11 protein-coding genes and 3 pseudogenes are annotated in these 17,743 nt (G+C 67.6%); 12 read left to right on the forward strand and 2 right to left on the reverse strand.

Annotated elements, in window-relative coordinates; translation table 11 throughout:
* Positions 1–458 precede the first annotated feature (458 nt).
* From ACIBK3_RS35190 to ACIBK3_RS35225, 8 genes and pseudogenes are all read left to right on the forward strand, one after another.
* Positions 459–755, forward strand: a pseudogene (locus ACIBK3_RS35190) (urease subunit gamma); the annotation flags it as partial.
* Positions 756–905: 150 nt separating this feature from the next.
* Entirely contained in the window at positions 906–1,235 is a 330-nt protein-coding gene (locus tag ACIBK3_RS35195; protein WP_399371698.1) for an urease subunit beta, read from the forward strand.
* A complete protein-coding gene (locus ACIBK3_RS35200) occupies positions 1,232–3,253 on the forward strand; it encodes an urease subunit alpha (protein ID WP_399371670.1) in 2,022 nt (673 codons plus the stop codon). The genes ACIBK3_RS35195 and ACIBK3_RS35200 overlap by 4 nt, the downstream gene beginning before the upstream one ends.
* 108 nt (positions 3,254–3,361) lie before the next feature.
* Complete coding sequence (locus ACIBK3_RS35205) at positions 3,362–4,036, forward strand: urease accessory protein UreF (protein WP_399371671.1); 675 nt, start codon at positions 3,362–3,364, stop codon at positions 4,034–4,036.
* A 37-nt stretch (positions 4,037–4,073) separates the two neighbouring features.
* Positions 4,074–4,763: an urease accessory protein UreG gene (ureG, locus tag ACIBK3_RS35210; protein ID WP_399371672.1), complete on the forward strand. Its 690-nt coding sequence runs from the start codon at positions 4,074–4,076 to the stop codon at positions 4,761–4,763.
* A gap of 92 nt (positions 4,764–4,855) precedes the next feature.
* Positions 4,856–5,674, forward strand: coding sequence for an urease accessory protein UreD (locus ACIBK3_RS35215; protein WP_399371674.1), 819 nt, complete (start codon positions 4,856–4,858; stop codon positions 5,672–5,674).
* A 262-nt stretch (positions 5,675–5,936) separates the two neighbouring features.
* Positions 5,937–6,530, forward strand: coding sequence for an isochorismatase family protein (locus tag ACIBK3_RS35220; RefSeq protein ID WP_399371675.1), 594 nt, complete (start codon positions 5,937–5,939; stop codon positions 6,528–6,530).
* Between the two features lie 90 nt (positions 6,531–6,620).
* Positions 6,621–6,791: pseudogene (locus tag ACIBK3_RS35225) on the forward strand (SAM-dependent methyltransferase); the annotation flags it as partial.
* A gap of 135 nt (positions 6,792–6,926) precedes the next feature.
* Here ACIBK3_RS35225 and ACIBK3_RS35230 read toward each other — a convergent pair.
* A complete protein-coding gene (locus tag ACIBK3_RS35230) occupies positions 6,927–7,844 on the reverse strand; it encodes an NADP-dependent oxidoreductase (RefSeq protein ID WP_399371699.1) in 918 nt (305 codons plus the stop codon).
* Positions 7,845–8,179: 335 nt separating this feature from the next.
* Between ACIBK3_RS35230 and ACIBK3_RS35235 the strand changes: the two are divergent.
* Positions 8,180–8,278: pseudogene (locus ACIBK3_RS35235) on the forward strand (IS630 family transposase); the annotation flags it as partial.
* 757 nt (positions 8,279–9,035) lie between these two features.
* The gene (locus tag ACIBK3_RS35240) at positions 9,036–9,191 is read left to right on the forward strand and encodes a hypothetical protein (RefSeq protein WP_399371677.1); all 156 of its coding nucleotides are present in this window, start codon (positions 9,036–9,038) and stop codon (positions 9,189–9,191) included.
* Here ACIBK3_RS35240 and ACIBK3_RS35245 read toward each other — a convergent pair.
* Positions 9,179–9,763, reverse strand: a complete 585-nt coding sequence (locus ACIBK3_RS35245; RefSeq protein WP_399371700.1) for a transposase — start codon at positions 9,761–9,763, stop codon at positions 9,179–9,181. The two genes, ACIBK3_RS35240 and ACIBK3_RS35245, sit on opposite strands and share 13 nt — an antisense overlap.
* 442 nt (positions 9,764–10,205) lie before the next feature.
* Between ACIBK3_RS35245 and ACIBK3_RS35250 the strand changes: the two genes are divergently transcribed.
* Positions 10,206–16,460 carry a DNRLRE domain-containing protein gene (locus ACIBK3_RS35250; protein WP_399371678.1) on the forward strand — a complete coding sequence of 2,085 codons (6,255 nt, stop codon included), beginning with the start codon at positions 10,206–10,208 and terminating at the stop codon, positions 16,458–16,460.
* Positions 16,461–17,074: 614 nt separating this feature from the next.
* The gene (locus ACIBK3_RS35255) at positions 17,075–17,500 is read left to right on the forward strand and encodes a hypothetical protein (RefSeq protein WP_399371679.1); all 426 of its coding nucleotides are present in this window, start codon (positions 17,075–17,077) and stop codon (positions 17,498–17,500) included.
* The last annotated feature ends 243 nt before the right edge of the window (positions 17,501–17,743 follow it).

Consider the following 17,743-nt stretch of genomic DNA (forward strand, 5'->3'; position numbering starts at 1 on the left):
GGGCCTGTGGTCGTAGGCCTGACAACCGTGGTCGCCGGACGGTGGTGGACCTGAGCGCTCGGTATCGCGTCCAGTTCGAAGGCTCGCAAGGGAGTCGTGGGCGGCTTCACGGGCTCCTCGGGCCGACGTCGTGCTGCCGAGCGCTCCAGGCGCTCGCGGTGCCCGTCCATCAGCCCGGCCTACACGGTGTGATGACGCTGTTTGGGCAGCCGCTTGTCGACGTCCATCCCGTACGCCATGGCGCAGGGCTCCATGCCGGCTTCTTCCTCGCCTGGCGGGGAGAAAACGGCGTGCTCCGTGGATTCATCAGATGGTGTGGAGCAATCGCCGTTCGGCCGTTTCGCCGTCCTTGCCCCGCTGATGCTCGTAGAGCGTCCGTGGCCGTCCGGGGGAGCGGTGTCCGCGACCTGGGCATGTCCGGCCGCCCGCACGAATCCGCACAACAGAAACGAGTCACCGTGCATTTGACTCCACATGAGCAAGAACGCTTGCTGATCCACGTCGCGGCCGACGTGGCCGCCAAGCGCCGCGACCGGGGCCTGCGTCTGAACTACCCCGAGACGATGGCCCTGCTGACCGTTCATGTCTTCGAGGCGGCGCGCGACGGTAAGACGGTCAGCGACATCATGGACTCGGGCCGGCTGGTGCTCACCCGTGACGACGTGATGGACGGCGTCCCGGAGATGATCAAAAACGTCCAGGTGGAAGCGACCTTCCCGGACGGCACCAAGCTGGTCACCATCCACGACCCCATCCCGGAGGCCACACAGGAACCCGAGGTCTACCCGGGCAAGGTCGAGCACCCCCAGCCGGCGCGCACGCCGCAGTGCCCGGTCGACTGCGAGGGCACCGACTCGTCCGCCTGCTGCGACGGGTGCGAGGACGCCGCGTCCTGGCACCAGGAGATCGCGTTCAACAAGCACCTGCAGAGCGACAAGAAGACGATCAAGGTCAAGAATGTGTCCGACCGCCCGGTCCAGGTCGGCTCCCACTACCACTTCGCCGAGGTCAACCCGGGCCTTGAGGTGATCGAGAACCCGGTCGGCACACCGGTGAACGACCACAAGCTGTGGACCTGTGCTGAGGCGAAGGGGCGGCGGCTCAACATCGCCGCGGGTACGTCCGTGCGGTTCGAGCCAGGAGACGAGTGCTGCGTTGAACTGGTGGCGATCGAGGGTGACGCCAAGAACGACGCCGGCAAGATCCAGGGACTGCGCGAGGGGGTCGTCCGATGAGCGGCCAGCCGGGGCAGACGGGTCAGCACAGGCCGAGCAACGTGCTGAAGCGGGCGGACTACGCTGTTCTGTACGGGCCGACCACGATGGACAGGGTCCGGCTCGCCGACACCGACCTCACGCTGGAGATCGAGGCCGACTGGAGCGGCGGCCCTTCGTACAGCGGCAATGAGATGATCTTCGGCGGCGGCAAGGTGATCCGCGAGTCGATGGGGATGTCGCACCTGGCCAGGGACGGGCGGAACAGCAGAGGCGACGCCACGGACCACAGGCCCGTGGACACCGTCATCACGGGCGCGCTGATCCTCGACTGGTGGGGCGTGGTAAAGGCCGACATCGGCATTCTCGACGGCAGGATCGCGGCCATCGGCAAGGCGTTCAATCCCGAGACGATGGATCCGATTCCGAGCAACAGGTTCGAGATGCCGGACCGTACGACTGCCGGCAACGCGGTGAAGGTTCCGGTGACGCCGGTGAGTTTCGTGGTCGGGCCGAGTACCGAGGTCATCTCCGGCAACGGGCGGATCCTCACCGCGGGTGGTGTGGACACACATGTCCACTTCATCTGCCCCGGGGAGATCCAGGAGGCTCTGGCCGCGGGTGTGACCACCCTGATCGGCGGCGGCACGGGACCGGCCGAGGGCAGTACGGCGACCACCGTGACACCGGGCGCGTGGCACATCAGGCGGCTCTTCGAGGCGCTGGATGAGTTCCCGGTCAACATCGGCCTGCTCGGCAAGGGCAGTACGATGAACAAGCACGAGCTCAACGCGCAGGTGGACGCCGGTGTCTGTGGCTTCAAGGTCCACGAGGACTGGGGCGCCACGCCTGCGGTGATCGACCGGGCCCTGGACGTTTGTGAAGAGCGCGGTGTCCAGCTTGCTCTGCACGCCGACTCACTGAACGAGTCGGGATTCTTGGAGAGCACACGGGCAGCCTTCACAGGCGACGCCAGGGACGCAGATGGGAAGTTCACGGCGAAGCAGGCACGCTCGATCCACATCTTCCATGTGGAGGGCGCCGGCGGCGGTCACGCGCCGGACATGATCGAGCTGGTCAAGGATCCGAACGTCCTGCCGGCCTCGACCAACCCGACGCGTCCCCTGACGGTCAACACCGTCAAGGAGCACGTCGACATGATGATCGTGTGCCATCACCTCAACCCGGAGATCCCGGCGGATATGGCCTTCGCCGACTCCCGGATCAGGCCGTCCACCATGGCGGCGGAGGACCTCCTCCACGACATGGGGGCCATCTCGATGATGTCCTCCGACGCCCAGGCGATGGGCCGCATCGGCGAGATGATCATGCGTACCTGGCAGACCGCGCACGTCATGAAGTGCCGCTACGGGCCACTGAAGGAGGACCTCGAAGCCGCGAAGGTCCGCAGGATCACCGATGACACAGACCACTCCTTCAACGACCAGCAGTTGCAGCCGAACGACAACTTCCGCGCGCGCCGGTACGTCGCCAAGTACACGATCAACCCGGCGATCACGCACGGCATCGACGGCCACACCGGCTCCGTGGAGACCGGGAAGCTCGCCGACCTGGTGCTGTGGGAGCCGAAGTTCTTCGGCGTCAAACCGCACATGCTCCTCAAGGGCGGTCAGCTCGCCTACGCGCAGGTCGGTGACGCCAACGCGTCGATCACCACGCCGCAGCCCTACCTGCCGCGCCCGGTCTGGGGCTCCACCGGCCGCTCCCCGGGACGCAACTCGGTGAACTTCGTGGCTCCTGGCGTGGCCGGGAAACTGAACGGAGACGGCACCAGCAGTAATCCGGGGCTCCGTCTCGACAAGGACTTCGTGGATATTGCAAGTACCCGGCACGTCACGAAGGCCGACATGAAACTGAACGACACGGTTCCCCGGAGTCTCGAGGTCGACCACAACAGCTTCGAGGTCACCATCGGCGGTGCGACCACCAGCGACGCCCGCACCGAAATCGACGGTGCGACCGTACCGCGTTCCTACGTCACGGAAGTCCCCCTGGCACAGCGGTACTTCCTCTTCTGACCGGAGCCCCCGGCCGCCGCCGCTACGGCCGGGCACCGGACGGCACCTGTGCGTCGGCCCGGACCACCGCATCACCATCCGACCTCTGTGAAAGGCAGCCGCTCGCCCATGAGCCGCGCAGCCCTGCTCCTCCTGGCCGACGGCCGCTTCCCCGCCGGCGGGCACGCCCACTCCGGCGGCGTCGAAGCCGCCGTCGCCCACGGAGCCGTACACGACACCGACAGCCTGGAGGCGTTCTGCCGCGGGCGCCTGCACACCACCGGGTTGACGACGGCCGGGCTCGCCGCCGCTGCCGCTGCCGGATGTGACCCGCTGTTGCTCGACGACGCCGCCGACGCGCGCACTCCCTCTTCCGCACTACGTGCCGTCGCCCGCAGGCTCGGTCGGCAGATGCTGCGCGCCGCCCGTGCCACTTTTCCGTCCACCGAACTCGAAAACCTGGCCGCCGCGCGGCCCCAGGGCGCCCACCAGCCCATCGTTCTGGGCCTCGCCGCCCACGCCGCCGGGCTCACCCCGCTGGACGCCGCCTATGTCGCTGCGTACGAGAACATCGGTGGCCCGGCCACCGCAGCGGTGCGCCTGCTGAGCCTCGACCCGCTCGACGCCTCGGGGCTGCTGGCCCGCCTCGGCCCCGAAACCGACGACGTCGCACGAGCCGCGGCCGCCGCCGCGACCCGCGCCATGACCGACGGCCTCAACGCCCTGCCGTCAGCCTCCTCACCCCTGCTGGACATCACCGGGGAACAGCACGCCGCCTGGACCGCCCGGCTCTTCGCCTCCTGACCTCGTCCGAACCCCCAGGTTCTCAAACGGAGTTGCTATGCACCTCGACCACTCTCTGCCTCACCAGCACGGCCCCAGCGCCTCGGTAACCCGGCCCGACGGCAGCCGCCGTGCTCTGCGCCTCGGCCTGGGCGGCCCCGTCGGCTCCGGCAAGACCGCGACCGTCGCCGCGCTCTGCCGCACCCTGCGCGACCGCTGGTCCATCGCCGCTGTCACCAACGACATCTACACCCGCGAGGACGCCGAGTACCTGCTGCGCGAAGCCGTCCTGCCACCCGAGCGCATCACCGCCGTCGAGACCGGGGCCTGCCCGCACACCGCGATCCGCGACGACATCTCCGCCAACCTGGAAGCCGTCGAGCAACTCGAAGCAACACTCCACCCCCTCGACCTCGTGCTCATCGAGTCCGGTGGCGACAACCTGACCGCGACCTTCTCCAAGGGCCTCGTCGACGTGCAGATCTTCGTCATCGACGTAGCCAGCGGCGACGACATTCCCCGTAAGGGCGGCCCCGGCATCACCGGCGCCGACCTCCTCATCATCAACAAGACCGACCTCGCCCCGCACGTCGGCGCCGACCTGGACACCATGGCCACCGACGCGAAACGACAGCGCGGCGACCTCCCCGTCATCTTCACCAGCCTCACCACCGACGACGGCATCCGTGACGTCGCCGGCTGGGTCACCGGCCACCTCACCCAGTGGCGCACCGGGGCCACCGTATGAACCCCTCCTCCCGACTTGCTGCCGCCCGTGCCGCGTCCGGCCCCGGCCTTCCTCCAGCCGTTGCCCAGGAGCCCGACGGACACCCTGATGGAGTGCGAGCCACGGCCCGGATCCGCGCCGCGCACAACGGACGCGTCACCACCCTCCCGCAGTTGCACAGCGACGGCCCCTTCCACCTGCGGCGCCTGCACACCCGCGGCGACGCCGCCACGGTGGGGATCATCAGCGCGATGAGCGCCCCGCTCGGTGGCGACGCCCTCACCCTCGACATCACCGCCGAAGACCGGGCCGAGCTGGAGGTCACCACAGCCGCCGCAACCCTCGCCCTGCGCGGCCCCACCACCGGCGCGGCCACCTACGACGTGCGCCTCACCGCCGGAGAACAAGCCCATCTGCGCTGGCTGCCACAGCCCCTGATCAGCGCCGCCGGCAGCAACCTGCGCCAGACGTACACCGTCGAACTCGCCGCCACCTCACGGCTGACACTGCGAGAAGAGCAATTCCTGGGCCGGGCCGACGAGGAACCAGGCCACCTCGTCACCCGCATCCTGGTCCACCGTGCCGGGCGCCCGCTACTGGACCAGCACACGGCCTTCGGGGCCCCAGAACCCGGCTGGGACGGCCCGGCCGTCCTGAACGGACACCGCGCCGTCGGCCAGCTCCTGATCGTCGACCCGCGCCTTGACGCCCGGCGAAACCCCGTACTGCTCGGTGAAGGCGCCAAGGACGGGTGCGCCGTCCTCGCACCGCTGGCAGGCGGCCCGGCACTGCTCGCCACCGCCATCGCACCCACCACCTCCAGGCTGCGGGAACTACTCGACGATGCCCATGCACACGCTCTCACCCGTCAGCGCGGGCCGGGCCGCCGTCCCGGCGGGCGACGGCCCGAGGCATGGGACCAGCCGCTTTGAGATTTCTTTGCAAGAGCCAGATGCCCGCAGCCACGATGAGGCGCCATGCTGCGTCCCCTTCGTATGCGCAGATGCGCATGTCCCGCGCCGACGGCGGTGGTCGCCCGTCCTGTTGCCGGGCCCGTACACGCTGGTGTCCGGCACGGGGGTCACTCGTTCGGCGTAACCGGTGGGGTGTTGCCGGCCGTGCTCGCCCAGCATCGGAAGAGTTGTTCGAAGCGGCTTCCTCTCCTGTCCGACAGATCTGGAAGGGGTGCGTGTGATGAACCGAAGCTTGATCGTGGTGGATGTGCAGAACGACTTCTGCGAAGGTGGCAGCGTCCCCGTCGAGGGTGGGGCGCGGATCGCCACGGCGATCGCGGACCTGGTGGAGCGCAGTGTGGGGCGTGAGTACCGATACGTCGTGGCCACGAGGGATCATCACATCGATCCAGGCAGCCACTTCTCCGAACACCCGGACTTCGAGGACAGCTTCCCCGTCCACTGCGTGGCAGGAGGCGAAGGAAGCGAGTTCCATCCCCACTTCGCGCCCGTCGTCACCGGCGGCAAGGTGCACGCCGTGTTCTTCAAGGGCGCCCACAGTGCCTCCAAGAGCGGCTTCGAAGGCGCGGACGCGGAGGGAACCCTGCTGGCGGACTGGCTGCGCGTCCGTGGGGTCAAGAAGGTAGACGTGGTGGGCATCGCGACGGATCACTGTGTGCGGGCGACCGCTCTGGATGCCGTCGCGGCCGGCTTTCGCGCACGCGTACGTCTGGACTACTCGGTCGGGGTCGCGCCGCGCACCACCGCTGCCGCGCTGAACGACTTCCGTAAGGCCGGCGTCGCGGTATCCGGCTCGGTACCGGTACCGGAATAGTCCTCGCGCCGGTTTGCCGCCGTCCAGGACCCCAGCCGCGGGCAGGCCCGCTGCTCTGGTGGGCTGCGGCCGGGCGAGGATGTCCGTGCTCTGCACTACTGGCACGCGTTGCGTGCCAAGGCGCGCGACGCGGGCTTCGTCATGTCCAGCGAGGACCGCACAGGAAGCCTCCTGGCAGCACTCGCCGCCGCCCGGCCCGCGGGCCGGATCCTCGAACTCGGCACCGGAGTGGGTGAAGGCACCGCATGGCTCCTCAGCGGCGACCGGCGGGACGTTCCCCGCCCCGGCCCGCGGCTCCCTGCGCGCTGACATGGTGTTCGCTGCCGCGCCCGGGCACGACCTGGTACCGCTGCTGTTCGTGGATGACCCGCCAGTCGGACTGTGGCCGTCCACTCCCTACGGGCGTACGCGGATGACTGTCTTCCCGCTGCGTCGCGTGGTCGAGTTAAGGACACCAACGGCATCGTCGAAGCTCGCGACGTCACGGATGTTCGTCCGCAGCCGTCCGTCCCGCACCCGCTGCACGATCTCACCAAGATCGGCACGATCGGCCTCGACAACGAAGTCCACGGCCAGGCCGTCAGTGGGCCGCGCCTCGACCGGGCCGACGATGGACACCAGCGTTCCTCCGGCCCTGATCAGAGCAGCGGACCGCTTCTGAACGTCGCCACCGATGACATCGAAGACCAGATCGACGCCGCCGACGTCTTTCAGCGCGTCGTTCTCGAGGTCGACGAACTCATGCGCGCCGAAGTCGAGTGCCTTCTCACGGTCGGCGGCGCGTCCGGTGCCGATGACGTAAGCGCCGGCCTCACTTGCGAGCTGGGTCACCATCGTCCCGACTGCCCCGGCTGCGCCATGGGCGAGGACGGTCTGGCCGGCCTGAAGGCGGCCGTGCTGGAACAGCCCCTGCCACGCGGTCAGACCTGAGATGGGCAGGGAGGCGCCTACCGTGAAGTCGACGTCGCCGGGCAGTGGTGCGAGGTTGCGTGCTTCGATCGCCACGTACTCCGCAAGGGTGCCGTCGCGGTGCCAGTCGGCGAGGCCGAACACCCGCTGCCCGACTGACAGCCCCGTCGTGCCGTAGCCGAGGGCGGTGACCACTCCGGCCAGCTCGTGGCCGGGGATCGAGGGTGTCTTGTCACGGCCGGCGCGATCGGTCCAGGTCGATGGCCACTCCATCTCGGTCGGGACGAAGCCCGACGCATGAATCTCAACGATGACGTCGTTGATCGCTGCGGTCGGCTCAGGCCGCTCCGTCAGCGTCATCCCGGCCGTTCCCGCGGCCTGGTCGGTCACCACAATGGCTTTCATTGAGATTGTCCCCTTCCTCGTATGGGTTGTGCGTTTTGGTTTCCGGGTGGGTGTTCGGATGAAGGTGAACAGCTGGGCGGCGTCGAATCGCGAGATCGGGTTCGTGTACACCCTCTCGGTGGTGAGGATGATGGTGTGCGACGCGTTCAGGATCTTCTCGCCGTTGTCGTGGAATCGTTCGCCCAGGTTGTTGACGAGCCGCTCTTCCTCGAAGTCGGCATCGGCCGGCATCAGCGCCGGACGCCGTCCCATGCGTTCGGCGTGACGAGGCCACCGTCGCGGGTGCGTAGTGCCATGAATCTCTCATAGAGTTCGAAGCCTGACATACCGAACCCCGCCACCCCGCGATACTCGCCGCCCAACGCAAGGAACGCACCCGCATCCGCCGTGAGAAGGGCATCCGCCGGGGCGGACGCCCCCTCGCATCCGCAGCCCGATCGACCCGGCGCACCTACGCGATCACAGCACTGATCAGCGACGTTCCTTGCTCATCCTCGCCCGATAGCGCTCCAGAACCCCGAGGGAAAGTGCTGATACGGCCATCAGACCGAACAGGATCGAGTTCGAGGCGCCACCGTGGTGTCGTTCCCAGACACGAATGCCAACCAGTAGGACAACGAGACCGAACAGGGCGAGTTGAACCCGCCGGACAACGCCCGCTCGCCGACCGGGGCGTCCCTCGTTGTTCTCACTTCCATGCACCCAGGCTCCTCCGCATCTTCGCTGGGCTGACCCCCTGGTCTCTCGCGGCCACAGCGGCGAGGCCAAGTTCTCTTGCATCCAACCAGAGCGGAAGCCACCTGCGGCGTCTGATCCGGCGGACCATGCGGTCACAGCATTGGACATCGACGAAGCGAACCGATGCGCTGGGCACCACCTGAGGGTCCGCTGGTCGTCGCGGACAAGACCGAACGCTGTATGCGGTTCTTCCGCCCGCCGGGTCACGCTCTCCGGCCGTGAGCTGCCGTTGTGGCGCACCGTGTGGCCGGCATCGCCGGGTGAGGAGCTACCCGCCGGTGGCCACGGTGTTCACGAAGAACGTAGGCGCAGCCGCCATGCAGGGGAGGACGCGCGCGAGATCGGCGACCTCGCCCGCGACCACTGGCGCGGCACCTGGGACGCCGACAGCGACCCACACGAGGGGGAGCGGGGACGCTTGCGGTCGCCGGGGCTTGGTGGCTCGTACGGCGGATGACCGCCATGCGGATCGTCTCGGCCGTGCTCGCTGTCCCTGTCCCGCCGGCCGGTGGCGCGGTCCTGTACCGCGTTGGGCCGATGCTCCGCTGCTGGGGCTCGGACCGGAGCGCCCGCGAGCCCGAGGGCGCCTACGTCCGCTACGACTTCTGAGCGGGCCACGGTTTCCGAGCGGGCCCGTCTCTCAGCGGCGGGCCGCAGAAGCCGGGCATGAGCAGGGCGGTGAGAACCGTGCCGCAACGCGCCGGTCGCCGCCCGGACGGTTTTACCTCCTGCCAGGCCGCCTCCTGCCATGCGGTGACCGCGTCCTCGTCCCGTTCGGCGGCGGGCCGGGCGGGCATCTGCACCCTGGAGCCCATGCGGTGCGGCAGCCGGGTCACTTCGGAGGCGCCGTAGGAGAGGTGGAACGTCCGCCCGATCAGAGTGCGCACCCTCGCGGCGGTCCACACCTGCTCGTCCGCCCAGCGGTGCGCGGCCGGCCCTTCTTCCGGCCAGGTCGAGAGCTGGACCCGCAGGTCGGGGTCGAGCCGACAGTCGTAGCCCGTGGGTCCTTGAGAGCGCAGAGCTTCCCGCCCGCCCGACACCCAGGCACGGCGCCACTGGTAGACCGACTTCTCGCTCACCCATAACTCCCGGGCGGCACACGGGACTTTCACGTTCTCCTCGAAGAGGTCTGCGGCCCGTATGCGTACCTCTTCTCGGCGCTTGCGCTGCTCGGCGGTCAGCCCGCCCCCGTCCGGGTACCGCGTACTTCAGGGCTATCAGCCAAGACGGGCCCTGTCACCAGGGCCGACGAGGACCCTGCCGATATGACGCCGAGGTCAGTAGACGGCCACGCCAGGAGGCAGGCACGAGTCCGTACGCGGGATAGGTGGCGCAAACTAGAGCACTCCTGGCCGGAAGTCACCTATGCCGCTCGTCAAGTTTTGCAAAATCTCATTCACGGCGCGAAAGTTCAACTAGTGACCATTTCGGCGCCGATGTCCGACCTTGACTTCACAAAGAGTGATGACTTCACTGCCGCAAACGGGACTTGGCAGGCAAATGGCCTGGCGCACGGGTTGGGTTCGTTCAAGTCATCACCATGGGAGGGTTATGACATGTTGTGAGTTCCGTGTGAAGATCTGCGGCTGGTGCAGAGCGTAACTGCGCTGGTAAGGACTTCACATGTCATCTCTCTTCCACAGAGACAGGCGGCACGGATCCGCCGATCCGGAGCTGCCGTTCCGGCCGCTGCCGTCCATGGGGCGTTTGCGGCCCGTGGCGTTGGCGTTGACGTTGCTGATGGCGGTCGATGCGGCCGTGGTCGTCGCGTCCACGGGCGAGGCCGTCGCACTGTCACGTGTAACCGACGGCGCGAAAGTGTCCGGCAACCTCAAGAACCTGGGTCCCGCAACCGCTGCTTCGGCGGCGGCCGCGCGGCTCAAGGCCAGGATTCAGAACCGCCGGATCGAGGTCACCGATGCCCGTACGGAGACCTCGACCACCTACGTGAATTCCGATGGCACGGTCACGGAGGAGGCATATGCCGGGCCGATCCGTTTCAAGGGTGACGACGGTGCGTGGCATGACGTCGACGCCTCGTTGACACAGGCTGAAGACGGTTCGATCAGCGCGAAGGGCCACCCCCATGGGCTGGCTCTCGCCGGCAGGAAGGCCGCTCCGAAGGGCCTGAAGACGGCCGGCGCGAAGAGCGCGTCGGCGCCGGTGCCGCTGGTGAGCATGGAGGACCGTGCGGGCCGGCAGATGCAGCTCGGCTGGTACGGCGCTCTGCCCACGCCCACGGTCGAGGGCCCCGAGGACACGGTCGCCCGGTACAAGGACGTGCTGGCGGCGACTGACCTGCTCATCGAGTCCACGCGGACCGGCTACGAGCAGTTCCTGGAACTGAAGAACCGTTCCGCTGTCGACGCCACCGGCCAGGTCGCCTACAGCCTGAAGGCCAAGGGACTGACCGCGAAGGCGCACGAGGACGGCTCGATCACCTTCACCGATGCCAAGGGCAAGACCGCGGGGGTCCTGCCGTCGCCGGTGATGTGGGATGCCCGTACCGACAAGAACTCCGGTGAGCACACGCACACCGCGAAGGTCGGGGTGAAGGTCGCGCAGGACGGCGACACGATCACCATCACGCTGACCCCGGACGCCGATTTCCTGGCCGATGAGAAGACCCAGTTCCCGGTCACCATCGACCCGACCATCAACGTCGGCGCCAGCTTCGACACCTTCGTCCAGGAGGGCTACACCACCGACCAGTCCTCCGCCACGGAGCTGAAGGTCGGCAACAACGGATCAGGGCAGAAGGCCCGTTCGTTCCTGTCCTTCCCGATGAAGAACATCACCGGGAAGCAGATCAACGCGGCGAAGCTGAACCTGTTCGAGTTCCACTCCTGGTCCTGCACGGCCAAGGGCTGGGAGGTGGTGAGCACGGGGGCGGCCAGCACGAGCACCCGCTGGACAGGCCAGCCCACCTGGGGCGCCACGTACGCCACCAGCACCCAGACCAAGGGATTCTCCAGCTCCTGCAACGACGGCTGGGTCAACGCGGACGTCACCTCGCTGGTGAAGTCGTGGGCCAGTAACGGCAATGGCAGCAACCACTTGGGGCTGCGCGCCGCCGACGAGTCCGACCCGTACGGCTGGAAGCGGTTCAACTCCGGCAACGCCGCCTCGAACACGCCCTACCTGTCGGTGACCTACAACTCCATCCCCGACGTCCCGACCCTGATAGCCCCGGCGGCCTCGGCCGCCACGAACGTCACCACGCCCACCCTCTCGGCGAAGGCGCTGGACGGCGACGGCTCGCAGGTCAAGTTCGACTTCGAGGTCTGGGCATCGAACGGCACCGCCGCGCTGCGCTCCGGCGCCAGCGGCTATGTGGCCTCCGGCGCGCAGGCGTCCTGGAAGCCCACGGCGCTGCCGGCGGGCGCCTACAAGTGGCGTGCGCGTTCTTCGGACGGTTCGGCGACAAGCGCCTGGTCAGCCTTCCGTACGCTGACGGTGGACACCACGGCACCGGCGACGACGAAGGTGTCCTCCACCGACTTCCCGGCCGGCCAGTGGTCCGGTACGCCCGACGACAACGGTGACTTCACCGGCACGTTCACCTTCACCCCGCCGACCAGCGATGTGAAGGAAGTCCAGTGGAAGCTGGACTCGGGCACCTGGCAGTCGGCCGCCACGGCCGGCACGGCCGTCAGCCGCAAGCCGGTCTTCCGCGCGGGCAAGCACGTTCTGACCGCGCGCACCAGGGACGCGGCCGGCAACGTCTCGGCGGAGACGGCCCACACCTTCTACGCCGGTTCCGGCGCCGCTCTGCTCACCCCGAACGACGGGGACCGTCCCGCCCGCCGCACCGAGCTGACCGGCGAGGGCAAGGCGAGCGACACCGGGGTGCGCTACCAGTACCGCCGCGGTGAGACGGACACCTGGAAGGACATCCCCGCCAAGGACGTTCGCCGCAAGGCCGACGGCTCGACGCTGACCGCGTGGCCGGCGAAGGTCACGGGCGGCAGTGCGGAGGCACTGTTCTGGAACGTCACCGACACCTTCAGCGAAGACGGCCCGGTGGACGTCCGTGCGGTGTTCACCGACGGAAGCACCAGTGATGCCTCCCCGGCCACCACGATCACGGTGGACCGCAACGCCGGTGAGGCACCCAGCGAGGAGGTCGGCCCGGGCAGCGTGAACACGCTCACCGGTGACTTCGGCCTGTCGGCCACCGACGCTTCCGGGTTCGACCTGACCGCCACGCGTTCCTTCTCCTCCCGCCGCCCGGCGAACGGTTCGCAGCAGGAGGGGCAGGTGGCCATCTTCGGCCCGCAGTGGACCGCGGGCACCCTGGCCGAACTCTCCGAGAGCGACTGGGCCTATGTGCGCGCGACCTCGGCCAGTTCGGTGGCGGTGGTCGACGTGGACGGCGAGGAGATCGGCTTCACTGCGGCCACGGGCGGCAGCTGGAAGCCGGAGACCGGCGCCGAGGACCTGACGCTGACCGGCACGCTGACGGGCTCCTTCACCCTGAAGGACACGGAGGGCACCACGTCGGTGTTCGCCAAGGTGGACACGGCAGCCACCACCTGGCAGCTGTCGAGGACTTTCCTGCCGACGGAGAACTCCACCACGACCGTGATCTCGGAGAAGGTCACGGTGGACGGCAAGACCCTGGCCCGGCCCAAGTACGTCATTGCACCGTCCTCGGCTGTCTCCGCCGCCACCTGCGCGGGCACGCCGTCGACCAAGGGCTGCCGAATCCTGGAGTACCAGTACGCCGCCGCCACCACGGCGAGCGGCACCACCCTCGGTGACATAACCGGACAGGTCACGCAGATCCGCCTGTGGACCACCGACCCCGGTGCGTCGACCTCCACCGCCACGGTCGTCTCGCAGTACGCCTACGACAGCCAGGGCCGCCTGCGCGAGCAGTGGGACCCGCGGATCTCCCCGGCGCTGAAGACCGCCTACACCTACGACAGTGCCGGCCGCGTGGTCACCCTGACCCCGCCCGGCGAACTGCCGTGGGCGTTCGAGTACGGCAAGGCCGGTTCCAGCGCGGTGGCCGGGGACGGCATGCTGCTGGCGGTCTCCCGTCCGACGCTGAAGGCGGGCACCAAGGACGAGCAGGACGGCGGCAAGGCCACCACCTCGGTCGTCTACGACGTGCCGCTGTCCGACACGAAGGCCCCCCACCAGGTCGCGCCCGCCGAGGCCGCGAAGTGGAGTCAGACGGACGCACCGACGGACGCCACCGCGGTCTTTCCCGCCGACCAGGTACCGTCCTCCCACACCGGCGGTGATCTGGGGGCGGCCGACTACGACAAGGCCACCATCACCTACACCGACGCCTCCGGCCGCGAGGTCAACACCGGCCTGCCCGGCCGGCACCTGACGGTCAAGCAGTACGATCGGTTCGGCAACACGGTGTTCGACCTGACGGCCACCAACCGCGAACTCGCCTTGGGCAACGAGGACTACCAGGTCAACACCCAGAGTGAGACAGGCATCCTCGCCGACTCCACTGCCGAACGTGCCCGCAAGCTCGGCACCGTTTCGGTCTACTCCTCCGACGGCAAACGCAAACTGGAAGAGTCCGAGCCGCTGCACCTGGTCACCCTCACCCGGGCCCTCGATGGAGACGAGGACAGTCCCGACCTCCAGGCCGGAGTCCAGGTCGCCGCGCGCCAGCACACCGTCAACCGCTACGACGAGGGACGGCCCACCGATGGCACCGCCACGGTGAGCGACCAGATCACCGCCACCCTGGTCGGTGCGGCGCTCGACGGCTACCCCACCGATGGCGACGTGCGCACCAGCACAACCGTCTACGACTGGGTCAAGGGTCTGCCCACCAGTGAGATCACCGACCCGAACGGGCTGAAGCTGACCAAAACCACCAGCTACGACGCCCAGGGCCGGATCACCAAGACCACGCTGCCCAAGTCCAACGGCACCGACGCCGGAGCCACGGTGACCCGCTACTGGGCCGCCACCGGCACCGGCACCTGCGAAGGACGGCCGGAATGGGCCGACCTGGTCTGCTCCACCGGCCCGGGCGGCAACATCACTGGCGGGGGCTCCAACCCCGCCGAACTCCCGCTCAAGACCACCGAGTACGACCGCTGGGGCAACCCGGCCAAGGTCACCGAGACCGCCAACGGCGTCACGCGCACCACGGAGAACACCTACGACGCCGCGGGTCGTCTCAAGCAGTCACAGATCACGGGTGGCATCGGCACCGCCGTACCGGCACAGACCACCACCTACTCCCCGGACGACGGCTCCGTGGCGACCGTCACCAACGGCTCCGCCACCATCCGCCACTCCACCGACCTGCTCGGCAGGGAGATCACCTACGACGACGGCGCGGGCAATGTCACCCGCACCGAGTACGACAACCGCGACCGCAAGGTCAGGGTCACCGACTCGGCCCCGTCCACGGTCACCTACGACTACGACAACCCCGCAGGCCTGCCGAGCAGGGTCCACGACTCGGTGATGGGAACCATCGGCGACGTCACCGGCTCCTACGACTCCGACGGCCGTCTCTACAAGCAGGTGCTGCCGTGGAACATGGACGTCGAATACAACCTCGACCCCACCGGCAGTGAGACCTCCCGCTACTGGCACTGGGAGTCCGGCTGGACCGTCCAGGGCGAGTCCACCAGCGACTCCATCCACGAACAGGTTGTCTCCCGCACCACCTACACCGGAGGCGGCGCCTACCAGGAGTACACCTACGACGCGGCGGGCCGCCTGACCAAGGTGGATGACTCCCAGGCGGGTGTCACCACGCACCGCGCGTACGGCTTCGACGACAACACCAACCGCACCTCCCTGACCACCACGATCGACGACGTCGACGGAGGCGATCCCACTGCCAACACTGTCAACTCCACCTACGACAGCGCCGACCGGCTGATCACCACCGGCACCGTCTACGACGCCTTCGGCCGCACCACCACGCAAGCCGTCGGCACCCAGAACGCCTACTACGCCAACGACCTCGTCCGTCAGATCACCGCCAACTCCAAGCGCACCACCTGGAGCCTGGACGCCGGCGGACGCCTCGCCTCCTGGGCCAACGAGGAACAGGCAGAGGACGGCACCTGGGGAACAGCCACCACCACGACGAACCACTACGGCGGCGACGGCGACAGCCCGGACTGGACCGCGGCGAGCAACGGCATCAGCCGCAGCATCGAAGACCTGGCCGGCAACCTGATCGCCACCACCAGCGCGACCGGCGACGTCGTCCTGCAACTGTCGAACCTGCACGGTGACATCGCCACCCGGATCCCGCTCGTGGACAGCACCACCCCGGTGGTCAACGCCTACGACGAGTACGGCAACCTGCTGCCCGGCACCGACCCCGCCCGCTACGGCTGGCTCGGCGGCAAGCAACGCTCCACCGAAACTCCCAGCGGCGCCACCCTCATGGGCGTCCGCCTCTACGACCCGGCCACGGGCCGCTTCCTCTCCGTCGACCCCATCCTGGGCGGTAACGCCAACGCCTACGACTACGTCAACGGCGATCCCCTCAACGGGTACGACCTCGATGGCAAGTTCGGCTTCCGCAAGTGGTGGCGAAAGCACCGGGTGACCGTCGCCACATGGGGCTTCACGATCGGCTGCTCCTTCGTCACCGGTGGATGGGGGACACTTGCCTGCGCCGCAGGATCCGGAGCCGCAATCGGTGCTCTCAACTACCGCTGGTCGACCCCGAAGAAGAAGCGGCACATAGGTGGCTACTGGGCCGCCACATGGCGCGGCGGAAAGCGAGGGCTTCAGGACCACCTCATCAACCGATACTCCGGCCATTACAGAACACGCGTCGGAAGATATCGCCCTCAGTACATTCGCAGGGCTTATCGGAATGGATTCCGAAGCGGATGGCGTACCTACAGTCGATGGAACAGGTGGTGATGACGGAATGACGTCCCGCCGAGACACAGCGAACCGCTGGTCAGCACAGCATCCATTTCTCGTCGGATGGGCGGCGGGAGTAATTTCAGTACTCCTCTTCGTAGCCTTCTACGGTTACGGCGATCCGAGTGGAATCTTCATCTCGTTCGGTGTTCTCTGGGTCATCGGAACCCTGAGCGCCTTCGCTGAGCGCCGCCGCCGGAGGAAGCAAAACCTCCCACTCTGAGGTCAATGGGCAGGAACAGGCCGGTGTGGAGAGTCGGTTGCAAGACCGACTCTCCACACCGGCTCCATTCCAGCTCGCCATGCGTGCCTCGCGGTCGGCGAGCGAGCGACATAATTCCCTGAAGGTCACTCCTCCCGAGGATTTCCGCGTACCGGATATCCAATTGAACCCCTTTTGTGAAATTAATGTCACAGTTGAGGCAAAGAGTGACCGGGGATGCCAGACGATGAAAGTGCTTACGCTACACTTTGGACACCACTTGACTCCTGCGTTATCGGCTGCGGTGCGGAACGGCTAGGTCTCGAGCGGCATTCAGCCCCCTCATGCAGCCCCTTCCTCCGGGAGCAGATCGATGCGCCGACGTCACCGTGACCAGCCTCACAAGCCCTTGACGCCAGCCCTCCCAGATGCGATTGCGATCGCGATCCAGGAAACAGCAACCCTTATAGAGATTCTTGAGCACGCTCATTCTCGTATTGTCGAGCTGAGTGAGGCAGGCAAAGAAACCCTCGCCAGGGCCAGCGGATCCAGTCTGATACCGATACTTTACGCGCGAGCCGGATTTGCCTCAATCCGAGGGCGCCGCAGCATTCCGTTGCTAGCCGACGAGATCGGCCTTCTTGAGGCTGCGGTGATCAACCTGGAGTCATATCAGGGGAACGAGGTCGTTCTTGTTGCCGGCTACCAATTGCTGGATGATTTTGCGAACCGTACGAGGAATGCCTACCCCGTGTGCCATGTGCATGGGATCCTGGCCTTCGCTGGTGAGGCGGAGGACACAACCAGTGGATCAGCAACCCCTTCCCTGACATGACGGCAAAGGTCAGGCGTTACGCATGTTGGCTGAATGAGGTCGTGTCGTTGTTGACGCCGGTCTCGCCGAGGTGTCGATTTCCGAGGTCGCCCTTCGAGCGGCACCGTTCTTACCGGCCTTCATGGTTCAAGGCTCGGGTCAGCTCCCTGTTGGCGGCCCGCGTTGCCGCGAGTTCCTCGCGGACGCGTTTGAACAGACAACGCACACGGCTGATCTCGTCGTACAAGGGCAGCGCCTCGCCCT

The organism is Streptomyces sp. NPDC050287, assembly GCF_044459385.1.
In the GTDB taxonomy this organism is placed as follows: Bacteria; Actinomycetota; Actinomycetes; order Streptomycetales; family Streptomycetaceae; genus Streptomyces.